This window comes from Ruegeria sp. HKCCA4633 (genome assembly GCF_013034605.1).
Lineage (GTDB): Bacteria > Pseudomonadota > Alphaproteobacteria > Rhodobacterales > Rhodobacteraceae > Ruegeria.
Genome location: NZ_WQGJ01000002.1, coordinates 431,148 through 452,911 on the forward strand (window position 1 = coordinate 431,148; position 21,764 = coordinate 452,911).

18 protein-coding genes are annotated in these 21,764 nt (G+C 55.8%); 14 read left to right on the forward strand and 4 right to left on the reverse strand.

Annotated elements, in window-relative coordinates:
• Positions 1–118 precede the first annotated feature (118 nt).
• From GOV85_RS08555 to GOV85_RS08620, 14 genes are all read left to right on the forward strand, one after another.
• Positions 119–1,477: an ABC transporter substrate-binding protein gene (locus tag GOV85_RS08555; RefSeq protein ID WP_171176949.1), complete on the forward strand. Its 1,359-nt coding sequence runs from the start codon at positions 119–121 to the stop codon at positions 1,475–1,477.
• A gap of 55 nt (positions 1,478–1,532) precedes the next feature.
• Positions 1,533–2,540 carry a carbohydrate ABC transporter permease gene (locus GOV85_RS08560; protein ID WP_171176951.1) on the forward strand — a complete coding sequence of 336 codons (1,008 nt, stop codon included), beginning with the start codon at positions 1,533–1,535 and terminating at the stop codon, positions 2,538–2,540.
• Positions 2,541–2,543: 3 nt separating this feature from the next.
• Positions 2,544–3,692, forward strand: a complete 1,149-nt coding sequence (locus tag GOV85_RS08565) for a carbohydrate ABC transporter permease (protein WP_171176953.1) — start codon at positions 2,544–2,546, stop codon at positions 3,690–3,692.
• Between the two features lie 9 nt (positions 3,693–3,701).
• Positions 3,702–5,357, forward strand: a complete 1,656-nt coding sequence (locus GOV85_RS08570; RefSeq protein WP_171176955.1) for an alpha-glucosidase — start codon at positions 3,702–3,704, stop codon at positions 5,355–5,357.
• Between the two features lie 3 nt (positions 5,358–5,360).
• Positions 5,361–6,443, forward strand: a complete 1,083-nt coding sequence (locus GOV85_RS08575; RefSeq protein WP_171176957.1) for an ABC transporter ATP-binding protein — start codon at positions 5,361–5,363, stop codon at positions 6,441–6,443.
• An 80-nt stretch (positions 6,444–6,523) separates the two neighbouring features.
• Complete coding sequence (locus tag GOV85_RS08580; RefSeq protein ID WP_171176959.1) at positions 6,524–7,273, forward strand: sugar phosphate isomerase/epimerase; 750 nt, start codon at positions 6,524–6,526, stop codon at positions 7,271–7,273.
• Positions 7,273–8,313 carry a LacI family DNA-binding transcriptional regulator gene (locus GOV85_RS08585; RefSeq protein ID WP_171176961.1) on the forward strand — a complete coding sequence of 347 codons (1,041 nt, stop codon included), beginning with the start codon at positions 7,273–7,275 and terminating at the stop codon, positions 8,311–8,313. Before GOV85_RS08580 ends, GOV85_RS08585 begins: the two co-directional genes overlap by 1 nt.
• 27 nt (positions 8,314–8,340) lie before the next feature.
• A complete protein-coding gene (locus GOV85_RS08590; protein ID WP_171176963.1) occupies positions 8,341–9,090 on the forward strand; it encodes a basic amino acid ABC transporter substrate-binding protein in 750 nt (249 codons plus the stop codon).
• A 64-nt stretch (positions 9,091–9,154) separates the two neighbouring features.
• Positions 9,155–10,801, forward strand: coding sequence for an amino acid ABC transporter permease (locus GOV85_RS08595; RefSeq protein ID WP_171176965.1), 1,647 nt, complete (start codon positions 9,155–9,157; stop codon positions 10,799–10,801).
• Positions 10,798–12,783 carry a beta-galactosidase gene (locus tag GOV85_RS08600; RefSeq protein WP_171176967.1) on the forward strand — a complete coding sequence of 662 codons (1,986 nt, stop codon included), beginning with the start codon at positions 10,798–10,800 and terminating at the stop codon, positions 12,781–12,783. The genes GOV85_RS08595 and GOV85_RS08600 overlap by 4 nt, the downstream gene beginning before the upstream one ends.
• A 125-nt stretch (positions 12,784–12,908) precedes the next feature.
• Entirely contained in the window at positions 12,909–14,033 is a 1,125-nt protein-coding gene (locus GOV85_RS08605) for an extracellular solute-binding protein (protein WP_171176969.1), read from the forward strand.
• Between the two features lie 116 nt (positions 14,034–14,149).
• Positions 14,150–15,262: an ABC transporter ATP-binding protein gene (locus tag GOV85_RS08610; RefSeq protein ID WP_171176972.1), complete on the forward strand. Its 1,113-nt coding sequence runs from the start codon at positions 14,150–14,152 to the stop codon at positions 15,260–15,262.
• A 12-nt stretch (positions 15,263–15,274) separates the two neighbouring features.
• Positions 15,275–16,195, forward strand: coding sequence for an ABC transporter permease (locus GOV85_RS08615; RefSeq protein WP_171176974.1), 921 nt, complete (start codon positions 15,275–15,277; stop codon positions 16,193–16,195).
• Entirely contained in the window at positions 16,192–17,460 is a 1,269-nt protein-coding gene (locus tag GOV85_RS08620; RefSeq protein ID WP_171176976.1) for an ABC transporter permease, read from the forward strand. Before GOV85_RS08615 ends, GOV85_RS08620 begins: the two co-directional genes overlap by 4 nt.
• Before the next feature lie 40 nt (positions 17,461–17,500).
• Here GOV85_RS08620 and GOV85_RS08625 read toward each other — a convergent pair whose 3' ends face one another.
• Genes GOV85_RS08625 through GOV85_RS08640 form a run of 4 tightly spaced genes read right to left on the reverse strand, consistent with a single transcriptional unit; the run spans position 17,501 to position 21,760 of the window.
• Entirely contained in the window at positions 17,501–19,417 is a 1,917-nt protein-coding gene (locus GOV85_RS08625; RefSeq protein WP_171176978.1) for a beta-galactosidase, read from the reverse strand.
• Positions 19,414–20,274, reverse strand: a complete 861-nt coding sequence (locus GOV85_RS08630) for an SMP-30/gluconolactonase/LRE family protein (protein WP_171176980.1) — start codon at positions 20,272–20,274, stop codon at positions 19,414–19,416. The genes GOV85_RS08625 and GOV85_RS08630 overlap by 4 nt, the downstream gene beginning before the upstream one ends.
• Positions 20,271–20,876 carry a 2-dehydro-3-deoxy-6-phosphogalactonate aldolase gene (locus GOV85_RS08635; protein WP_171176982.1) on the reverse strand — a complete coding sequence of 202 codons (606 nt, stop codon included), beginning with the start codon at positions 20,874–20,876 and terminating at the stop codon, positions 20,271–20,273. Before GOV85_RS08635 ends, GOV85_RS08630 begins: the two co-directional genes overlap by 4 nt.
• Positions 20,873–21,760 (reverse strand): 2-dehydro-3-deoxygalactonokinase, encoded by an 888-nt coding sequence (locus GOV85_RS08640; RefSeq protein ID WP_171176984.1) that lies wholly within the window; start codon positions 21,758–21,760, stop codon positions 20,873–20,875. Before GOV85_RS08640 ends, GOV85_RS08635 begins: the two co-directional genes overlap by 4 nt.
• Between the last annotated feature and the right edge of the window lie 4 nt (positions 21,761–21,764).

Below are 21,764 nucleotides of genomic sequence, written 5' to 3' on the forward strand. Positions count from 1 at the left end.
TTTTCAGCATAAGGCAGCAAATGATTGACAGAATGAAAGTGTTAGCGGATAACACGTCGCATCCAAAGCGCTTTGAAAGTGAGTCTTTAAGCGCGTGAAAATTCGGGAGGAGGATTAGATGAAACACTCGCTTTATGCAGGTGCGGCGATGTTCGCCCTGATGGCTGGGTCGGTTCAGGCGGAGGGTGAGTTGATCCACGCCGCAGGTGAAGGCAGCTTTGACTGGGACGGGTTCCAGGCCTTTGCCGATGCTAACGATCTGTCCGGGGAAAGCCTGACCATCTTTGGCCCCTGGCTAGCGGGTGAGGGCAAATCCTTTGAGAACCTTGTTGCGTATTTCGACGAAGCAACAGGCGCAAACTCCAGCTACGTAGGTTCAGATTCGCTTGAGCAACAAATCCTCATTGATGCAGCGGCGGGCTCGGCGCCGAACCTGACAGTGTTTCCACAGCCTGGTCTGGCGGCAAACCTTGCGAAGCAGGGGTACCTGACGCCACTTGCGGATGGGTCTGCTGACTGGATCAAAGATAACTTTGCTGCAGGTCAGTCCTGGGTCGATCTGGGCACGTTCGAGAATGATCAAGGCGCTGCCGAGTTCTATGGCTTTTTCTTCAACGTAAACGTCAAGTCTCTGGTTTGGTACATCCCCGAGAACTTTGAAGATTTTGGATACGAAGTACCGGAGACCATGGAAGAGTTCAAAGCTCTGATGGACCAGATGGTCGAAGATGGCGAAACCCCATTATGCGTTGGTCTGGCTTCAGGAGGCGCAACCGGTTGGCCTGCGACTGACTGGGTAGAAGACCTGATGCTGCGCACTCAGCCACCGGAAGTTTATGACCAGTGGGTGTCGAATGAGATGAAGTTTGACGATCCTCGGGTGATCGCCGCAATTGAGGAATATGGCAGCTTTACCCGCAACGACGACTATGTTGTCGGGGATGCAGACGACACTGCCGCGATTGACTTCCGCGACAGCCCCAAGGGTTTGTTCGACAGCCCCCCGGCCTGCATGATGCACCGCCAAGCGTCGTTTATTCCGGCGTACTTCCCTGAGGGCACCGAATTGGGCGTTGATGCTGATTTCTTCTATTTCCCGGCATATGCCGAAAAGGATCTGGGTACTCCGGTACTTGGGGCGGGAACGCTGTTTACAGTCACCAACCCAAACCCTGCCGCCGAAGCGTTCATGGAGTTCCTAAAGACACCCTTTGCGCATGAGATCATGATGTCGCAAGACGGCTTCCTGACACCGCATCTTGGTGCGAACCCCGAAAACTATTCCAACGACACCCAGCGCGGGCAGGGTGAAATCCTGACCAATGCCACCACCTTCCGCTTTGACGGGTCTGACCTGATGCCAGGTGCCGTTGGTGCCGGTACCTTCTGGACCGGGATGGTAGATTATTCATCGGGTGCAAAAGACGCAGCCACCGTGGCCGGCGAAATCCAGTCGTCCTGGGACGCAGCCAAGTGATCAACCGCTGGGGCGGTCTTAGGATCGCCCTGCTTGCCAAACGGATGAGCGCACCATGACACCGGCACTTCAAGGCCTGCTGACGATCGCCATCGGCGTGTCGGGTTGCGTGGGCTATTTCTACCTCTCCAACCAGTTTCTAGACAAAGTCCTGTTCCCGCCGCACGGGCCGAATGCGGGGCGCAACATCAACCGGGCCAACATGATCCGGCCATGGCTGTTTCTGTTCCCTGCGCTTGCTGCGCTGGGGCTGTATCTGGCCTATCCGGTTGTTGAAACACTGCGCCTGTCAATCACGGAGCGTGTGCCCGGCGGCGGGTACAAATGGGTGGGTCTGGACAATTACTCACAGATGGCGGCTGAGCCCAAATTTTGGGAGGCCATGCGCAACAACATGTTTTGGCTGATCGTCGTACCAGCCATGTCCACAGCCTTTGGTCTGCTTGTTGCGCAACTGACTGACCGGATCCGCTGGGGCAACTTCGCCAAATCTCTGATCTTCATGCCGATGGCGATTTCTTTTGTGGGCGCGTCGGTGATCTGGAAACTGGTTTATGATGCGCGTCCTGCAGAACAAGACCAGATTGGCATCCTAAACGCGCTCTATATCTTTTTCGGTGGGGCCGAACCGCAAACCTGGCTGACGGTCCCGTTCTGGAACAGCTTTTTCCTGATGATCGTTTTGGTCTGGATTCAGACCGGTTTTGCCATGGTCATCCTGTCGGCTGCTCTGCGCGGTATCCCCGAAGAAACCATCGAAGCAGCCATTCTGGACGGCGCGAATCCGTTCCAGATTTTCTTCAAGATCAAGGTGCCCCAAATCAAAACAACAATCCTTGTTGTTTGGACGACAATCACAATCACCGTGCTCAAGGTCTTTGACATCGTTTTTGCCATGACCAACGGCCAGTGGGAGACACAGGTGCTGGCCAACTACATGTACGACAAGCTGTTTCGGGCAAATGACTGGGGCGTCGGATCAGCCTCGGCCATGGTGATTATGCTGCTGGTTGCTCCGATCCTGGTGTGGAATGTGCGCAACGCCCGCAAGGAGATGGAGTAAGCCATGAGCGATATTGCTGGAACCAAACCCGCGCTCAGATGGGTTGTGCACCTTTCGGTCATCTTTCTTGTGGTGTTGTGGGTCATTCCAACTTTGGGTCTGTTGGTCTCGTCCTTTCGGACAGCCGACCAAATCTCATCAAGCGGGTGGTGGCGATCGCTGTTTCCATCCGAGCAGAATCTGACCCTTCGCAGCGCCGCGCCTGAAACACAGGCGTTGGAAAACGGGTTGTATGTCATTGAGGGCGCGCTGTTCAGCGCGGATGAGCAAGCCACAATTTCGAGATGGGGTATCAGCTCGCGTGATGTGGATGCCTTTGAGCCCGGTCAAACGGTCGAGCTACGCCGAGGCGGCACCATCACCGTCGATGCCGTTGGAAACTATCGGATGGAAAACACCGAAGAGTTCACCGGAAACCGCGGCGCGCGTATCTTTGTGACGGCCGAGTTGCCGCCTGAGTTCACCTTGGACAATTACCAGAAAGTTCTTCTGGATCAGAGTAGTACGGACAGTATGGCCAAGGCGTTCTTCAATACGCTGACCGTGACGATCCCGGCAACAATCATCCCGATTCTGGTTGCCGCCTTTGCGGCCTATGCGCTGGCCTGGATGGATTTTCCCGGTCGGGCGCTGTTGATCGCGGCGGTTGTTGGGCTGTTGGTTGTTCCGCTTCAATTGGCCCTGATACCCTTGCTGAAATTCCACCTGAATATCGGCATCGGCAAGGGTTATCTGGGCGTCTGGCTGGCACATACCGGGTTCGGGATGCCCCTGGCGATTTATCTGCTTCGCAACTACATGGCCGGATTACCGCGTGACCTGATCGAAAACGCACGCGTCGACGGCGCCACCGAGTTCCAGATCTTTACCAAGCTGATCCTGCCGCTCAGCTTCCCGGCGCTGGCGTCTTTCGCGATCTTCCAGTTCCTTTGGACATGGAACGACCTGCTGGTTGCGAAGGTCTTCCTGATCGATGCGACCGGCCAGACAACTGTGATGACCAACCGCATCGTCGAGCTTTTGGGGACGCGTGGCGGCAACTGGGAAATTCTTGCGACCGCCGCCTTTGTCTCAATCTTTGTGCCGCTGGTCGTTTTTTTCGCAATGCAAAAATACCTGGTCCGGGGCCTTCTGGCCGGATCTGTTAAATAGAGGCGTCTGATGAACGTGCAGAACAACCTTGAACACAGCAAAGCAACAAGACTGTCTTCGGATTGGTGGCGAGGAGGGGTGATCTATCAGATCTACCCGCGGAGTTTTCAGGACAGCAACGGCGATGGGGTCGGTGACTTGAAAGGCATCACCGCGCGACTGGACTATATCGCGTCGTTGGGTGTTGATGCGATCTGGATCTCACCGTTTTTCAAGTCACCAATGAAAGACTTTGGATACGATGTCAGCGATTATCGCGATGTCGATCCCATGTTCGGAACGCTGGAGGACTTCAAAGAGCTTCTGGATCAGGCGCATGCCAAAGGACTGAAAATCATGATCGATCTGGTTCTGTCGCACACGTCGGACCAGCACCCTTGGTTCAGCGAAAGCCGCAGCAGCCGTGAGAACCCGAAATCCGACTGGTATGTGTGGGCTGACCCCAAGCCGGATGGCACACCACCAAACAACTGGCTGTCGATCTTTGGCGGCTCGGCGTGGCAATGGGACTCTCGTCGCCTGCAGTACTATCTGCATAACTTCCTGACATCGCAACCGGATTTGAATTTCCATTGCCCGGATGTTCAGGATGCTTTGCTGGACGTCGCACGGTTCTGGCTGGATCTGGGCGTAGATGGCTTTCGGTTGGACACAATCAATTTTTACTTCCATGACAAGGAATTGCGCGACAACCCAGCCCTGCCAATGGATCAGCGCAACGCGACGATCGCACCAGCAGTCAACCCGTACAACCATCAGGACCACCTGTATTCGAAAAGCCAACCCGAGAATATTGCATTCCTTGAACGGCTGAGGGCGCTTACGGACGAATACGAAGGCCGTGCGTGTCTGGGCGAGGTCGGCGATGCGCAGCGTGGGCTCGAGATCATGGGTGAATACACCTCGGGCGATCAGCGGATGCACATGTGCTATGCGTTTGAGTTCCTCGAGAAACGCGCGTTGACTGCCAGTTACACCAAACATGTCTTTGACCAATTGCAGGCCAAGGCAGGTGATGCATGGCCCTGTTGGGCATTTTCAAACCATGACGTGCAACGCCATGCCTCTCGCTGGAACTTAGATGACGCCGCAGCCCGACAGCATGCGGTTCTCATGATGTGCCTACGCGGCTCGGCTTGCCTGTATCAAGGCGAAGAATTGGGCCTGCATGAAGCAGATGTGCCGTTTGAGAAGCTTCGAGACCCCTATGGCATCGAATTCTGGCCCGAATTCAAAGGCCGCGACGGTTGCCGTACGCCAATGGTTTGGCAAGCGCAGCATGAACAATCAGGCTTCAGCACCGCAGAACCCTGGCTACCGGTCAGCGTCCAACAGGCTGAACACGCGGTCGATCGGGCCGAGGTGGACCCGCAATCGATGCTGAACCACTATCGTCGCGCCATCGCGCTGCGTCATGCGCACCCGGCTCTGGCATCTGGACGTCTTTCTGAGATGAACGAAATAGGCTCAGTTTTGACTTTCATTCGTGAAGACAGCTCCGAGCAAATTTTCTGTGCGTTCAATCTCGGATCAGATCAAACCGAGATCAAAGTGCCTGACGGCAATTGGCAGACAATTGGTCAGGAACTGGGTGCCATTGACGGTGCAAATTCAATCACTCTGACGGCTTCGCAGTTCTGCCTGATGGCTCGGGAAAAGGGGTAAGGCATGTCTGAACTCAACCTTACAGGTGTCGCCAAGTCTTATGGCCCTGTTGACGTTCTGAAGAACATCAATCTCGACATTGAGCAGGGCGAACTGGTCGTTTTTGTTGGTCCTTCCGGATGTGGCAAATCCACCTTGCTGCGGATGATAGCCGGTTTGGAAAAGATCACAGGCGGGACGCTGGAGATCGAAGGGCAGGTCATGAACGATGTTCCGCCCGCACAACGCGGCATCGCGATGGTGTTTCAAAGCTACGCCCTGTACCCCCATATGACAGTGCGCGAAAACATGGCGTTTGCCCTGAAAATTGCCAAGATGCCTGCGGGTGAAATAGATGCTGCGGTAGATCGAGCCGCCCAAATTCTGCAACTCGAACCCTTTCTTGACCGTTTACCCAAAGCTCTGTCCGGCGGTCAGCGCCAGCGGGTCGCCATCGGGCGCGCCATTGTGCGCGATCCAAAGGTGTATCTGTTTGATGAACCCTTGTCGAACCTTGACGCAGCCCTTCGGGTGGCAACACGGATCGAAATTGCGCGCCTGAAAGAGGCCATGCCCGACAGTACCATGATCTACGTGACCCATGACCAGGTCGAAGCGATGACATTGGCCAGCCGGATTGTGGTTTTGGCCAACAAGGGTATTGCGCAGGTGGGCACGCCGCTTGAACTGTATGAGACGCCCGATAACGAGTTTGTGGCCCAATTCATTGGCTCGCCGTCAATGAACCTATTACCCGGAACGATCACCGAAACGGGGGCGACAACGACTGTGGAGCTTGCGTCTGGCGGCACCGCCGTTTCCGCGATCCCAACCGAGGACAGCGATCTGGGCAAGCAGGTCAATATCGGTGTACGCCCCGAAGATTTTGTCGTGACTGACGATACCGCGATCATGACCGGAAAGGTGGATTTCACCGAGGCTTTGGGCGAGGTCACACTGTTGTACTTCGAAAAGACCACGGACGCTGAAGCGCCGATTGCCAAACTGCCAGGAGTTCAACGGAACATGCGCGGACAGACCGTTTCCGTGACCGCAGCCCCTGAAAAAGTACACTTGTTCCACAACAGCGTATCGATGCGAAAGTGAGAACGGCGGCTGATCAATGCGAAGCTTGACAACTCAACAGGTCGTATTCCACCATAATTGAAACGTTTCAATGGTGGGGAATGAGAGTTTCAGCCCAGCTTTATACAGTGCGGCAATGCGGTGATCTGACAGATCAGCTGCGTCTGGTTGCAGATTGCGGTTTTGAGGATATCGAAACCACGGGGCTGCATGAACTGAACCCGCAGCAGATGGCGGGTACCATTCATCAATCAGGTCTTAACGTTCGGTCTGCACATTTTGACTGGGAAGAGTTCGACACGCGTTTCGATGACATTGTCGAGGTCATGGACCTTTTGGAATGCCAGGTGGCCGTCATGCCTTGGCTGGCGCCCCAGACGCGGCCCGACACTGCCCGGGGATGGATGGCAGTGTCGGGTCAGTTGTCAGAATGGGCTGATCGACTAAGCGAGCACGGCATCCGTCTGGCCTATCACAATCACGACTTTGATCTGGTGGGGGCAAAGGGTGAAACGCCCCTGGATCAAGTCCTTTCGCAAGGGAATATCTACTGGCAGCCAGATATAGGTTGGTTGCAAGTTGCTGGCCTAGATGCCGCCGCAATGATCAAACGTCATGCGGACCGAATCCTGTCTATTCATGCAAAGGATGCGGATCCAGACTGTGGCACAGGTGACGAGCGTTGGCGCGATCTGGGGGAGGGCGTCGTGGATTGGGACGCTGTATTGAAGGCACTCGCAGACAGCAATTGTTCCGATTTGTTTGTCGAACATGACGAAACCTTAGATCACAGACGTACATTGAACACGGGACGGGGGTTCCTGACCGAACGTCTGATCGGGATTACCTGATGGCGCGGGCGACAATAAAATCAATTGCAAAGAAGACTGGCTATTCTGTCGGAACGGTTTCGAACGCCTTACGGGATGCGCCCTCGGTGAAACAAGAAACGCGGGATGAAATCCACAAGGCAGCGACCGCTCTGGGCTATCGGGTAAACCTTGATGGACTTAAGTTGCGGACCAATAAATCCTATCGGATTGCTGTTCTGGTCAGCGTTTCGGAAGATGCCGCTGAGGAATGGGAAGGCGTTGAATTCACACGGATTCTGGCTGGGATTTCCAAAGCGGTGCAGGGATCGCGCTATCAATTGAGTGTTTTCAGCACAAGCGGCGACGATACTGAACTGAAGACTCTGCGTTCGATCGTGCAAGAAGGGCTGGCCGATGGTGTGATTTTCTCGGGCACGCGAGTGAACGACCCGCGGATAGCGTATCTTCAGGCTGAGGCATTTCCCTTTGTCACTTACGGCATGAGTAGCAGCGACCTGCCGCATGCATATGTTGATCTCGACAGTGAGACTGCGGCGTTTGAAGCGACGGCCAGATTGATTGGCCTTGGCCATCGCCGGATCGCGTTGATTAACCCTCCGGATGACCTGGTCTATGCCTTGCAACGACGCCGGGGCTATGCCGATGCTCTGTCAGAGGGTGCGCTTGGCTTTGACCCTACGCTGATTGCGACCGGTCCAACAACAGCAGAGACCGGCCAAACGGCTTTTGCGGCACTCATGCAGTTACCCAAACCGCCAAGCGCCATCATTTGCGCCAACGAGGCGATGACCCTTGGGGCCTTGTCGGCGGCAGCAAAACAAGGGGTGAGGGTGGGGCAGGATGTTGTGGTCATTTCAAACGATGATCTGAAACTCAGCCAGTATTTCGTACCCCCGCCCAGCACCTATTATCTGCCCATTGGCGAGACCAGCCGCCTCTTGGGCGAGTTTATGCTGCAAGTCTTGGCCGGAGCCAACCCATCAGAGATTCAAAAAAAGATCAGGGCCCAATTGATCGAGCGGCAACCTGACACGCCACCGCCGGAACCGGCGATTTGACTTAGTCCAACAAAGGAGAAACCAAACATGTTCAAACATTTACTTGCAGCGGCGGCGCTTTCTGCGATGACAGCGCCTGCCGCCTTTGCCGCCGATCTGGAAGGCCGTGTGCTCAAGATCGGGACGGACGCGACATATCCACCGATGGAAACCGTGGATGAAACAACTGGCGAGATTGTCGGTTTTGACGTCGACGTCATGAATGCCATTTGCGAGCGCGTGAATTGCGTTCCGAATTTCGTCAACACGGCTTGGGACGGGATCTTCGCGGCACTTCAGCAGGGTGAGTTCGATCTGGTGATCTCGGGCGTTTCGATCACACCGGAACGGGAAGAGACCATGGATTTCTCCGAACCTTACATCGTTGTCAGCCAGGCCATTCTTCTTCAGGTCGACAATGCGGATATGACGCTGGAAGATTTCAAGGCAGGAGGCCAGAAGCTTGCGGCACAGACCGGTACGACCAACGCGCAACTCGCGGAAGAGTTGGTGGGCCGCGAGAATGTGAGTCTGTATGACAATTTTTCGGCCGCCATTCTGGCGCTTCAAAACGCCGACGTACAGGGGGTCATCATCGACGGCACCTCGGCGTCGGCCTATGAGCAGGAGTTTGCAGGCGAGTTGACCGTTGGGATCACTGGCCTGCAATCCGACCCGCTGGGCATCGTCTTTCAGGAAGGCGACCCAACCGTTGATGCCATCAACACGGGACTGGCCGCGATTCAGGACGACGGCACCTTGGACAAGCTGAAAGCCAAATACTGGGGAACAAACTGAACTCTGAATACCTTACGGCCCCGGCGGAATTTTTCGCCGGGGTTTTGACCTAGCGGAGAACCCCATGTCGCGTCTCAGCTCGATCCGCCCGAGCAACCTTGTGTTGCTCGCAGCAGCGCCATTCATCATTTACCTGTTTGCTTCCTCGTCCAAATATTTGCGATCTCTGGTCGCGATCCTAGGGATCGGCAACAACGCGGGGCCGATTTTTGTTGGGTTCTTGCTGATCCTGACCGCGGCGATCCTGGGCTATCTCTGCGCCCGCCATTCCCGGTTCCATTCGCAAGCCCCGGCCTGGTTGCGCGTGGCGGCATTGGCTGCATTTCCTGCGGCGGTTGGCCTGTCGATGCTTGCCTTTGTCGCACCTCAGATCCTGATGCCATTCGCCGAGTCGGTCTTCTTTCATGCGCTGAGTGAAAACACATCGGCACTTATCGACCGAACCAACCAGACCTGGGTGCTTTTCCCTGTGGTTGTGGCGCAAGTGCAGACTGGTTTGCAGGTCTTGCTGGCAATCTATGCGGTGATCATCGCGCTGTGCGTGTTATCAACCCGTCTGAACAACCCGTTGCGCGGCTATTCTCAACTTGGGTTTGAAATCCTGACCGGGGCCACCTTGTTCTATTTGATGTTCATGGCGCATTGGCAGTTTGCAACTGGCGTTGCCATTACATTCCGCGCGGCGATCTTTGCCTATATTTTTGCAGCGATCCTGGGGCTGATCTGGGTGGGGCTGCAATCGTTCAAACCCAAAGCGCGTACTACGATGGTTTACGGCGCAATCAGCTTGGCTCTGCTAGGAGTTTCCTCGTTTTTCTTCATGCAACCACAAGTGAATTACGTCCTTGTCGGGAGCACCGAAGCCCGCATTGCGATTGTGCGCGGCACACCACAGGCACAGGCCGATATCATCCGGTTTGGTGAATTCGAAGGCGGTGGAGAGCAGCAATACCGCATCCGCAGTGCAACAGACGCCGCAGCGGCCCTGGAGCAAATCGAAACCGTTGAAAGTGTCTCTGGCGCGTTTGTCCCCGTTCAGGCACACACGCAGGGCTATCCGGTGCTTTGGCAAACCAGCTTTTTGCCCGACAAGTACCGCAACCCGGCGCTGGCTTTTGCTGTCTTTGGCTTTTTGTTATTGACGCTGACCATTGGTGGCGCACAGCACAAACTCCACCCGCTAGCCGTTGGCGCAGAGTTCTTTGTGGATACGATCCGGGGCATCCCGATGCTGGTGATCATCCTTTACATCGGCCTGCCTCTGGCGGGTGCAGTCAAGGATGCCACAGGCGGCGGCATCGACATGACCAATATGACCCGCGGCATCATCGCCATTTCGGTCGGCTATTCAGCCTATATGGCCGAGATCTTTCGATCCGGGATCGAGGCCATACCCAAAGGGCAGTTGGAGGCAGGCAGCTCCTTGGGCTTGTCTCGATGGCAGACTGCTCGGCTCATCGTCTTACCGCAGGCATTGCGGATCGTGACCCCACCCTTGGGCAACGAATTCATAGCAATGATCAAGGACACCTCGCTGCTGTCGATCCTGTCTGTTCGTGACATGACCCAAAGGATGCGAGAGTTTCAGGCGGCAAGTTTCCTGCCTTTCGCCCCCTTCAATACGGCAGCAATTCTTTACGTCGTGATCACATTGGGTTGCGCCAGCTTCCTGAAATGGATCGAACGTCGTACCGCAAAGGATAGCAGATGAGCAAGCTTGAGCTGGGGGTTTGCTACTACCCTGAACAATGGGATCGGTCGCAATGGCAAGAGGATGCCAAGCGTATGGTCGAGATGGGGTTGGATTGGGTGCGTATTGCCGAATTCACCTGGGGCCTGATCGAACCTGCACGCGGGCAATTTCGCTGGGGTTGGCTGGACGAGGTCATTGGAATTCTGGGTCAGGCCGGGCTGAAGGTCATGATGTCGACCCCAACGGCGGCCCCGCCAAAATGGCTGATCGACGCGCATCCTGAAATCCTACCCGTCGGACCGGACGGACGAGTCAGGGGATACGGATCGCGTCGGCATTATTGCTTTTCCTCCGAGATTTATCTGGCCGAGGCAAAACGGATCGCAACCGAATACGCCAGCAGATATGGAAAGAACCCTCATGTCCACGCCTGGCAGATCGACAACGAATACAACGACCACGACACGGTACTCAGCTATTCAATGGCTGCGCGCAGCGGGTTTCAACGCTGGCTTCAGAAGCGATACGAAACAATCGACGCCCTAAACCAAACATGGGGAACCGTGTTCTGGGGATCGCTCTATTCCGGATTTGACCAGATTGAGCTGCCCAACGGTCTGGTCGCAGCCCCGAATCCAACACATGCATTGGATTTCATGCGTTATTCTTCGGACAGGGTACGTCTGTTCAACAAAGCACAGGTCGACATTCTGCGGGAACATTCTCCGGGCCGAGACATCACCCACAACTTTATGGCAGGCAGTTTCGAGTTTGACCATCACGCCGTTGCGGCCGATTTGGATGTGGTTGGCTTTGACAGTTACCCGCTGGGCAACCTGATGGGTTCGACCCTCTCCGACGATGAAAAGCGTCGCTATCTGCGGACAGGTGCGCCGGATTATCAAGGCTTTCACTGCGATTTATACCGCAGTCAGGGACGTGGGCGTATGTGGGTTTTGGAACAACAGCCGGGTCCGGTGGACTGGGCGGCTAAAAACCCTTCTCCAGCGGAGGGCATGGTACGGCTTTGGACCTGGGCAGCTTATGCGCATGGTGCGCAAGCAGTTATGTTCTTTCGTTGGCGACAAGCAAAATTCGCGCAGGAACAATATCATACGGCGTTGCTGCGCTCGGATAACAGCCCAGATCAAGCGGCGGTTGAATTGGCACAGATCGTAAAGGATCGCGAAACTCTACCATCTGCGACGCGTTCAAAGGCCAATGTGGCGATACTTTTGGATTACAGCTCAATCTGGGCTGCGGATATCCTGCCGCATGATGACGAGTTCCCAAACAGTCACATTATCCGTGAATGGTATGCCAGCCTTCGTCAATTAGGGGCAGACGTCGATTTCCTAGGCCCTGAAGATGATCTGGACGGCTATGCACTGATCCTATTGCCGCAGAGCATGATCGTCAGCGCAGACCTTGCTGCCAAGCTTTCAGATTCGGACGCGAAACTCGTGATTGGAGCCAGGTCAGGCAGCAAAACACCCCAGATGCACACACCTGCGAACCTTGCCCCTGGCACATTAACAGAGTTGACCGGCGTTCATGTCACACGCGTCGAGTCACTTCCCCTCCTGGCACAAGAACATGTGCAACTGATCAACGGCCCTCGGCACGCTTTCGTAGGTTGGCGCGAGATCGTCGAGACCAACGAAAGTGTCTTAGCGCGCTTTGAAAGCGCCTATTGCGACGGAAGCCCTGCGGTCGTGCAGTCAAACCGGGCAATATATATGGCGATGCTTCCACGTGGTGCGCTTTTGCAATCCATTTTACATCAGGCTTTGGAGTGGGCTGGCCTGAGCACACTGAACTGTGATCCCGATATTCGCATTGCCCGGCGCGGTACGTTGCATTTCGCGTTTAACTTTGGTGACACTCCCAAACCCTTGCCAGCCGGTGATCATCGTAGATTGTTGATAGGAACCGACCCGGTGGATGTCCGGGACATGACCGTTTGGCAAGAAGATGTACCCCTTAAAAAATCAATCTGAACGCGTTCCATCAGGAGGCTGGGCTAATGAATTTTCAAAACTGTCACTTTTTCACTGCCGAATTGACACAGAAAGTCCTATAAACAAAAAATAAAAACAAACAGTTCATCAATGGGAGAAAACACATGGCTGACAAATTGACTCTTTCCAGACGCAAGGTGCTAAAGGGCGCGGGTGCAGCTGCTTTGGCAGCGCCGCTTTACAGCAAAAGCGCGCTGGCGTCGTCGGGCGAGATTAATATTCTGATGTGGTCGGATTATCTTCCGCCCAGCTTCATCGAAGAGTTTGAGACTCTGACCGGCATCAAGGTGAACTACACCGGCATCGGTTCGAACGAAGAAATCATCAACAAGATGAAGGCCACCAAAGGTCAGGGCTTTGACATTGTCTCGCCCACCAACAACCGGTCGTTGCAATGGGAGCCGCTGGAGCTTCTTCAGCCCTTTGATATGAACAAGGTTCCGATTGACTTGGTGAACCCAGCCATGGCCAAGATCGGCACAGACGCTTGGAACTTTGGTGGATCAGGGGCGCATTGGCTGCCGCATATCTGGGGCACCGAAGGCATTGCCTACCGCACCGACCTGTGGCTGCCGGAAGGTGACGCACCGTCTTATGGCGACGTTTGGTCCGAAGAAAACGCCGGAAAAACTATGGGCCGTGCGCATTCGATGATGTTGGGCGCGGGTCTTTACATGGAGCGTTCGGGCGAGATGGAGCCGGGCTCGGTCTGGGCGGCGTATGGTGACGAAGAAACCATGCGCAAGGTTTGGGGCCAGATCACCGACTGGTGCGTTGCGCGCAAAGATCGCATCAAGCTGATCTGGAATGACGCTGACACACAGAAAAATGGTCTGTTGAACGAAGGCGTGATTGTCGGTCAAACTTGGGATGGCCCGCCGCTGGCGTTGAAGTCTGCAGGTGAACCAGTGCACTACCAAGCGCCGGTCGAAGGCGCGATGGCCTGGGTTGACGGCATGTCAATTCCAACAGGTGCCGCGAATATCGACCAGATCTATGCGTTCATTGATTTCGCCTATCAGGCCAAGCCTGCCGGTGTTGCCATCGACAGCCACGGTTACAACTCGCCGGTTCTTGGAGCTGATCAATATTCGGGCGACACTTACAAAAAGAACTTCGCCGAAGCCTATCCGGGCGACTCGTTGGCCAACCTTAACCCGTGGCCGGCCGAAGCACCTTGGTATGCAGAAACACGGACCGAGTTCGTCAACAAATTCAAGAGCGCTTAAACGCATTGAAAACATGCCCTCCGCCTTGCGCGGGGGGCTACACTCTGTGCGCCGTCCCGGCGTAACGGACAGTAATGTGGTGTGAAGACAATGTGCACCCCAGGGAGATACCAAAAATGAGTGCAGGGGTCGGCGTCGATCTTGAAAAGCTGTGGATCCGTTTCGGTGACTTCGTTGCCGTGCGGGACGCGAATGTGAACATCAACGGGGGCGATTTCTTTTCGTTCCTCGGGCCGTCTGGCTGTGGAAAAACAACGATCCTGCGCGCCGTTTCAGGTTTCCTGGAGCCAAGCGAGGGCAAGGTATTGATTGGCGGCAATGACATGCGCGGCATCGGACCAAACAAGCGGCCCACGGCGCTGATTTTCCAGAACCTGGCGTTGTTTCCGTTGATGAAAGTTTGGGAAAACATCACCTTCTCGATGGAGATTAAAGGGGCCAGCGCCGCTGAACGCCGCAAGCGTGCAGATGAGCTTCTGGACATGATCGCTTTGCCCGGGCAGGGCGACAAACTGCCCAGCGAACTGTCAGGCGGGCAACGTCAGCGTGTGGCCATCGCCCGCGCGCTTTGCGCAGAGCCGGATGTGTTACTGCTGGACGAGCCTCTGTCAGCGCTGGATCTGAAACTGCGCCAACACATGCGCACAGAGCTGCGCGAAATCCAGCAGCGCGTGGGTATCACCTTTATCTACATCACTCACGATCAAGGTGAGGCGCTGACCATGTCCGACAACATCGCCGTTATGCGCGCGGGTGTGATTGATCAGATTGCCGACGGCAAGACCATCTACAACGATCCCAACACGGCGTTTGCGGCTTCATTCGTCGGCGAAAACAATGTGTTCCGGGGTAAAGTTAAACAAGTCATGGGCAATGAGGCTCTGATCGCGACTAACCGCTCAGGCGATCTGGTAGCGAGGATTTCGACGGCCAATCAAGGCAAGATGAAAGAAGGCGACGATGCCATGATGTTCGTGCGCCCCGAGGCATTTGCCATCGCCCCCGATGGCGCGTCGGGCGACCATTTCGTCACCGCGCGTGTCAACCACGAAGAGTTCGAGGGCAACGTCTTTAACATCTTCACCGAAGGCGAGGGCGGAAAAGAGATCAAAGTATCGATCCCCAACCACGGGCAATCCTTCGAAGATCACACCGGACAGAACATCACGTTGGAATATGAGACGCACAACGCCGTCGTCGTTCCTGCGGGTGAACTGGCCGCGGAATAAGGGGAACAGTTCATGCCCCAGTTTCTAAAGGATTTCTTCAATCGCAATGGCACCGGCATGGGGTTGGCGATTTTGGGCCTGGTCCTGTTCTGGACCATTGGGCTGATCATCTTGCCGCAGTTGTCGATGCTGGACTTTTCATTCCGTCCGAACCTGCCGCCGCCAGAGATTGGCGGGCCCAAGGACGTCTATACGCTGGAGAACTACAAGTACTTGATCTACGGCCCCGAGGGCGGCAGTCAGGACTACAACACAGTCGACCTGAGAGTGTTTTTCCGAACCCTTGTGGCGGCTGTCTGTGTGACGATCTTCAATCTGATCATCTGCTATCCAATCGCCTACTACCTGGGACAATCCGAAGGTAGCCATATCCGCATCTTTGCGATCATGCTTATCATTCCCTATTGGATCAACGAGATCCTGCGCGCCTTCGCGCTGCGCATTATCTTCGGTGAAACCGGCGTTCTGAATACGTTGTTCATGGGCATGGGGATCTGGGATACACCGTTTGACTTCATCCGCAACGATATCGCGCTCTATGCGGGTTTGGGCTATGCCTATATCCTGCTGATGATCTTCCCGATGTATAACGTCATTGAAAGTCTGGATAAAAACCAGATCGAAGCCGCTCGGGACCTGGGTGCGCCATGGTGGCGGATTCACTGGCGCGTGGTTATTCCTTACGCCAAGCCGGGCATCAGTTCGGGCTGTACTATGGTGTTCATGTTAAGCGCTGGTGCGCTGGCCGCTCCGCAGATTTTGGGAGGACCGTCGAGCCTGTGGTTCACGCAGCTGATCTACCAGCAGTTTAACGACAACAATGACTGGCCACAGGGGGCGGCTTACGCCATCGTGCTACTGGTGACCTGTATCCTGTTCGTGTTGGCGGTGATGCGCCTGTTCAAGGTGAACATGGGGGATATCGGGAAATGAACAATTCCTTCCTCCGCATAAGCATCTGGGTCTATCTGGCGATCTTCTTCCTGTATCTGCTGGGACCGCTTGTGATCATGTCGATCACCGCGTTCAACTCGTCCGGTTTTCCTCGGATGAGCCCGTGGGAATGCCTGACCTTCCAGTGGTTTGGTGAGCTGTTTCAGGATCAGCGTATCCTGAACGGTATCAAAAACTCGTTGATCATCGGGCTTGGAACGGTTGTTCTGTCCGTGGCGATGGGCCTGGCAGGCGCGCTGATGCTGACTCAGATCTGGCCCAAGTTGCGTGCGACCTATTACACGATCATCATCGCACCGATCCTGATCCCGGGCGTGGTTCTGGGTATCTCGACACTGGTGTTCTGGGATCGGATCAACCGTATGCTCGGACTGGGGGCAGACAGCTTCTTGTCAAATGGCATTTTTCTGACGGTGATCGGCCAATCCACCTTTATCGCCAGCTACTGCATGCTGGTGCTGGTGGCACGTTTGCAGCGCTACGACGTAGCTCTGACCGAAGCGGCCCTGGACCTTGGCGCCAGCCATGCACAGGCTTTCCGCAAGATCTTGCTGCCGTTCATGCGCCCGGCGATTGCCTCGGCGGCGGTGTTGGCATTCCTTGCTTCGTTCGAGAACTACAACACCACCACCTTTACGTTTGGTGAATACCCGACGCTGACAATCGAGCTGGCCCAGAAGGTCCGGTATGGCATCACACCCGCGATTTCTGCGCTGGCATTTATCATCGTGGCCTTGACCGTGTTCTTTGCCTTACTGAACGAAGCCAAGCTCAAGCGTCAGGAACTGGTCGCGGCGGCACGCAAGAACGCAACGGTTGAGGAACTGGCCGGCAAAATCAAACTGCCCAGCTTCTTTGCCGGAAACGCAGCGGCGGTTCTGGTGGTTGTGTTTGCGATTGCAACGATCACGGTTGTCGGCACTGCAACGGCCTACGACCCCGGTCAGTGCATTGCCAACGTGCGCGAACAGAAACAGCTGGAGGCCGAACAACGCATTCAGGAACTGCGCAAGCAGCGTGAAGAGCGCCGTAAGCAACGCGAAGCCGAAGAAGCCGAACAGGGTGAGGCGCAATCCACGCCCAAGCCATCAAACAACAGTGGCTTTGGAAACGTGTTTGCCCCCAACTCTCTGGGCGGAGACGAAAGCGAAAGCAACGATGGTTCGTCCGAGGCCGACCCGGCCCCATCGAACAACAGCGGGTTCGGAAACGTCTTTGACCCCAACAGCCTGCAAAACGACTAGCGTCGCAGGTTGATAGCCAAGGCATCCGCCCGGATCAGGATCAGCCCTGTCCGGGCGGATTGCGTTTCAGGATGGCGACATCGCAGCCTTGAACAGTTTGACCCTTCCAGATCACCGGGCTTGCATTGTAGTTGATCAGGAACACATGATCAGCTGTCTCGCGCATCCGCAAGCCTTGTGGCATGGCTTGCACGATCAATCCTGTTTGCTTTGCCGCCATCGCAATGACCCGATCCCAAAGCTGTTCATCAGGAAATCCCGCCAGATACCAAAGCCCGTTTTCCCCCTTGAGCGCGGCTGCCCCATCTTCGAAGTTCAGCAAATCGGTGGCTGAACCCGACAGTCGATCAACCCAATGAAGGGCTGCGCCACCGCCATTAACAGGTCGCTCAACCGTCGGAGGAAGCGTTTCGACCAGATCGACGTCACAGTCCAATGCGCTCAATCCGGGGCGGCCATTCTCGGGAATTTGGAAATCACGGGTAATGGCTCCGCTTCGGGGGCCAAGGATGGCGAGGTTACACGCCGATTTCAGACGGCGCTCCAAATCCTGATCAAGTGTCGCCAGCCCCGGTGCAAGGATCAGATCGTACTGTCCTGAGAGGTCATGGGTAGATACAAAATCCACCGACAACCCTGCGCGTCGCAGCGCGCGATACGCCGCAAAGACCAGTCGGAAGTAATCAAACCCGGCCCCCTGCGGCTGAGTGGACCATGCCCAGTCCGACGCATATTCGAACAAAATAGCCACTTTGGCTTGCGACTGCCGGACGTCACCCAGTTCCGACAGTGTATCCGCGGTTTGACGCGCTTCAGTCAATGCAGGTGCAGGACGGTTGTTTGACGTCAACAAGCCTGCGTGCATCTGCTCTTGCGCGAAGGGGGCTTGTCGCCAACGAAAATAGCTCACCACTTCAGCGCCATGAGCAACGGCCTCCAGAGACCACAGCCGTACCATTCCGGGAAGGGGCGCTGGGTTATAAGGTGCCCAATTCACAGGACCGGGTTGCTGTTCCATCACCCACCAACGTCCGCGCCCGACGGCCCGGTACAGGTCGTGATGAAACGCCTGCATATCCGGGTCGCCTTGTTGCAGAAAGGCGATCTTTTGCGCATCGTCATCTTCCAGCCGATCCGACAAAAATCCAATTGGATAACTGTCCCAGGTGGCAATATCCAAATCTGCGCCGACCTCGAAGTGATCGAAATCCAGAACCCGGCCCATGTAATTGTGCAGCAGTGGCGCGTCGGTCAGCTGCCGCAAAACCTCAACCTGAGCTTTGTTGAAAGCCACAACCTGATCTGAGCTGAACCGTCGGAACGCCAACACATGAGCCGGGTTCGGTTCGGTTACGGTTTGATTGGGTAGGTCAATCTCGTCAAAACTGGCATATTCCATTGACCAGAACACATTGCCCCATGCTGTATTCAGCGCTTCGACGGTGCCATATTGAACTGCCAACCACTGTTGGAAGGCGCGGAGGGCAGGGGCACTGTAGCTGACCGTTGTGTCATGACACCCGTATTCGTTGTCGATCTGCCATGCTGCCACCTGCGGATTACGACCATACCGTTCGCCCATGATGCGGGCGATGCGTGAACATTCGTCGATATAGCCTTGGTGACTAAAGCAATAATGTCGCCGCGACCCAAACTTGCGCGGGGCCCCGAGTTCATCCACTGCAAGCATATCCGGGTGTTTGTCGATCATCCAGCGGGGCGGTGTCGCCGTTGGCGTACCCAGCACAACCTTCAACCCGGCGGACCCAAGTGTTTCGATCGCACGGTCCAGCCAATCGAGTTGCAGATTACCCGGCTGAGGTTCCATACGGCTCCAGGCAAACTCACCGATCCGAACCCAGGTCAGACCGGTGGTGATCATGCGCGCTGCGTCCTCCGCCCACATCGCCTCGGGCCAGTGTTCGGGATAGTAGCAAACGCCAAGTTCCGGCTTCATAAAATGACCCTGTGTTCTGCCTGACCCCGCCCGACATTTAGCGCGGCAAAGGTCTTTCCGTTGTTTGGTTGCGCTTCGATTTCGTCGGCACTTAACCCCTGACGCGCTGTTGTGCAGAAAAGGGTGCTCAGATCACTGCCGCCAAAGGCCGGGCAGGATGTATGCGCCGCGTCGTAAGAAACGGCACGCAGGAATTGTCCCTCAGATGTATAACAGGCAACCCGGCTCGCACCCCATTGGGCAATCCAGATGTTTCCAGCTGCATCAACCACAGCGCCGTCGGGGTTCAACCCTTCCGCCCGAAGATCCAGGAAGACCGAATGATCCCCTTCAGGCCACCCGGTTTCCGCGTCCAGCTTCCAACGCCGAACCTGCCCTGTCACGGTATCGCAAAAATAGGCAACCGACCGATCCGGAGCAAAACAGATCGCGTTTGAGATTGTCACATCCGCAACCAGACGCCTCAACGCGCCTTTCCAGAACCGATAGATCGATCCGGCTGCTGGTTCCGCATGCTTTCCCATCGTTCCGATCCAGAAGCCACCCCAAGGGTCGGCCCGACCGTCGTTAGAGCGGGTGACTGAGTTATCTGCCTCCAACGGTGTGATCAGGCTGCAGTCCGCAGTGGTCAAGTCAAAACGCCAAAGCCCGGTTTCCGACGCCAGCAGCAGCGTATCGTGGTCCACCCATCCTGCAGCAGAGACATATTCTTCAAATGCCCAGCTCTGCGGCCCTTGTGCGCTACGGGTCATCAGGCGTTTGCCGATGATGTCGAACCAATACAACTGTTGCCGTTCGGGATGCCACAAAGGCCCTTCACCCAATTCACAGGGGCGATCATCGAAAACAGTGCTCATCCCACCGCCTTGTCATAGGCGGCAACGATCTGGCGGGCGCGGTCTGATATCTCGGTCACGTCCATGCCAGGTTTATATAGCGCCGATCCGATCCCGAACCCATCTGCCCCGGCCTTGATCCACTGATCAAAATTCTCAGGGCCCGCACCACCCACGGCAAACACCAGCGCACCGTCAGGCAAAACCGGGCGCAAAGCTGCCAGTCCGGCAGGTCCTGCCATCACACCGGGAAACAGCTTTAGCCCTGTGGCGCCGGCCTTTAGTGCCCCGAACGCTTCGGTTGGGGTATAAACACCCGGCCAGCTTTGCATCCCCAAAGCGACCGTGCGCCCAATGACCTCGGCATCATAGTTTGGCGATACGATCAGTTTACCCCCGGCATCCGAAACAGCATTGACCTGATCGATGGTTAAAACCGTGCCTGCTCCGATCAGTGCCTGATGCCCGAATACCCTGGCAAGAATAGCGATACTATTTAACGGGTCGGGTGAGTTGAGCGGCACTTCGATACGGTCGATTCCCGCGTCAAGTATCACGCGCCCAACGGCTTCGGCGTCGGACGGATTAAGCCCACGAAGAATGGCGATGATGGGACGGCTCATGAATTCACCTTGTCTTTTGCCAGAGCAAGCCCTGCCAGTGTCGCCGCAGTGGCATTTTCAGTTTCGACAAACGCACCTTGTTGCTTCAGCGCAGTTGCATAAATCTGCGAAACACCGTCGGCACCAATCACGGCCAACTGTTGTCCCAACCAATAGGGTCGGGTGGCGGCCAGCTCGGCACCGATCAGCAACCCCGAAAGCTGCGCCCGAGCGGTGCCTTTGTCCTGACCGTGTAGCAGATCTGCTGCGCGCAGACCGAATAGGCGTGCAGCCAGTTGTTCGGGCTTGGACAGGGTATCTGCAACGGCGTCCACAAATGCGTTATCATCCCAACCTTCGCAAACCGAGTGTCGCAGCACCGATTGCCCAGACAACAGATCGAACATCTCTCCCGTCATGAATGTCCGAAAGCTGACAACTTCGCCCGCGCTGACCTGAACCCACTTTGTATGCGTTCCGGGCAAACAGATCACCCCATCCCAATTCTGCCGCGCGGCAAGAAATCCTGCGATCTGCGTTTCTTCGCCACGCATAACGTCCGGCGGTGCCATCTGTTTCAGACCGGGCACGACAAAGGCACAGATGCGTGGATCGGTGTCGGGAACGCGGATTGGCGCGTCGGGCAGTGGTTGGCTTGGAACTGCGCCATAAGGTGCCTCGACCCAGCCCTGCCGCGCACCAACCATACCGCACGCGATTACGTCCACCGGGGTATCCGCCAGCCATGTTTCAACAAGCGCAAGCAACGCCGCCTGAAACCCATCCTTGCCAACTCGGGCCATTCCTGCGTCAGACCGTGCCTGATCCAGCACGGTGCGCCCCTGCATGGCCCACGCGCGCAGATGGGATGTACCCCAATCAACAGCGATCCATTCAGTATTCATCACG

Bases quoted from the DNA above. Each gene is read 5' to 3' on its own strand.
- GOV85_RS08555 (WP_171176949.1), top strand. From the start codon at position 119: ATGAAACACTCGCTTTATGCAGGTGCGGCGATGTTCGCCCTGATGGCT.
- GOV85_RS08560 (WP_171176951.1), top strand. From the start codon at position 1,533: ATGACACCGGCACTTCAAGGCCTGCTGACGATCGCCATCGGCGTGTCG.
- GOV85_RS08565 (WP_171176953.1), top strand. From the start codon at position 2,544: ATGAGCGATATTGCTGGAACCAAACCCGCGCTCAGATGGGTTGTGCAC.
- GOV85_RS08570 (WP_171176955.1), top strand. From the start codon at position 3,702: ATGAACGTGCAGAACAACCTTGAACACAGCAAAGCAACAAGACTGTCT.
- GOV85_RS08575 (WP_171176957.1), top strand. From the start codon at position 5,361: ATGTCTGAACTCAACCTTACAGGTGTCGCCAAGTCTTATGGCCCTGTT.
- GOV85_RS08580 (WP_171176959.1), top strand. From the start codon at position 6,524: ATGAGAGTTTCAGCCCAGCTTTATACAGTGCGGCAATGCGGTGATCTG.
- GOV85_RS08585 (WP_171176961.1), top strand. From the start codon at position 7,273: ATGGCGCGGGCGACAATAAAATCAATTGCAAAGAAGACTGGCTATTCT.
- GOV85_RS08590 (WP_171176963.1), top strand. From the start codon at position 8,341: ATGTTCAAACATTTACTTGCAGCGGCGGCGCTTTCTGCGATGACAGCG.
- GOV85_RS08595 (WP_171176965.1), top strand. From the start codon at position 9,155: ATGTCGCGTCTCAGCTCGATCCGCCCGAGCAACCTTGTGTTGCTCGCA.
- GOV85_RS08600 (WP_171176967.1), top strand. From the start codon at position 10,798: ATGAGCAAGCTTGAGCTGGGGGTTTGCTACTACCCTGAACAATGGGAT.
- GOV85_RS08605 (WP_171176969.1), top strand. From the start codon at position 12,909: ATGGCTGACAAATTGACTCTTTCCAGACGCAAGGTGCTAAAGGGCGCG.
- GOV85_RS08610 (WP_171176972.1), top strand. From the start codon at position 14,150: ATGAGTGCAGGGGTCGGCGTCGATCTTGAAAAGCTGTGGATCCGTTTC.
- GOV85_RS08615 (WP_171176974.1), top strand. From the start codon at position 15,275: ATGCCCCAGTTTCTAAAGGATTTCTTCAATCGCAATGGCACCGGCATG.
- GOV85_RS08620 (WP_171176976.1), top strand. From the start codon at position 16,192: ATGAACAATTCCTTCCTCCGCATAAGCATCTGGGTCTATCTGGCGATC.
- GOV85_RS08625 (WP_171176978.1), bottom strand. From the start codon at position 19,417: ATGAAGCCGGAACTTGGCGTTTGCTACTATCCCGAACACTGGCCCGAG.
- GOV85_RS08630 (WP_171176980.1), bottom strand. From the start codon at position 20,274: ATGAGCACTGTTTTCGATGATCGCCCCTGTGAATTGGGTGAAGGGCCT.
- GOV85_RS08635 (WP_171176982.1), bottom strand. From the start codon at position 20,876: ATGAGCCGTCCCATCATCGCCATTCTTCGTGGGCTTAATCCGTCCGAC.
- GOV85_RS08640 (WP_171176984.1), bottom strand. From the start codon at position 21,760: ATGAATACTGAATGGATCGCTGTTGATTGGGGTACATCCCATCTGCGC.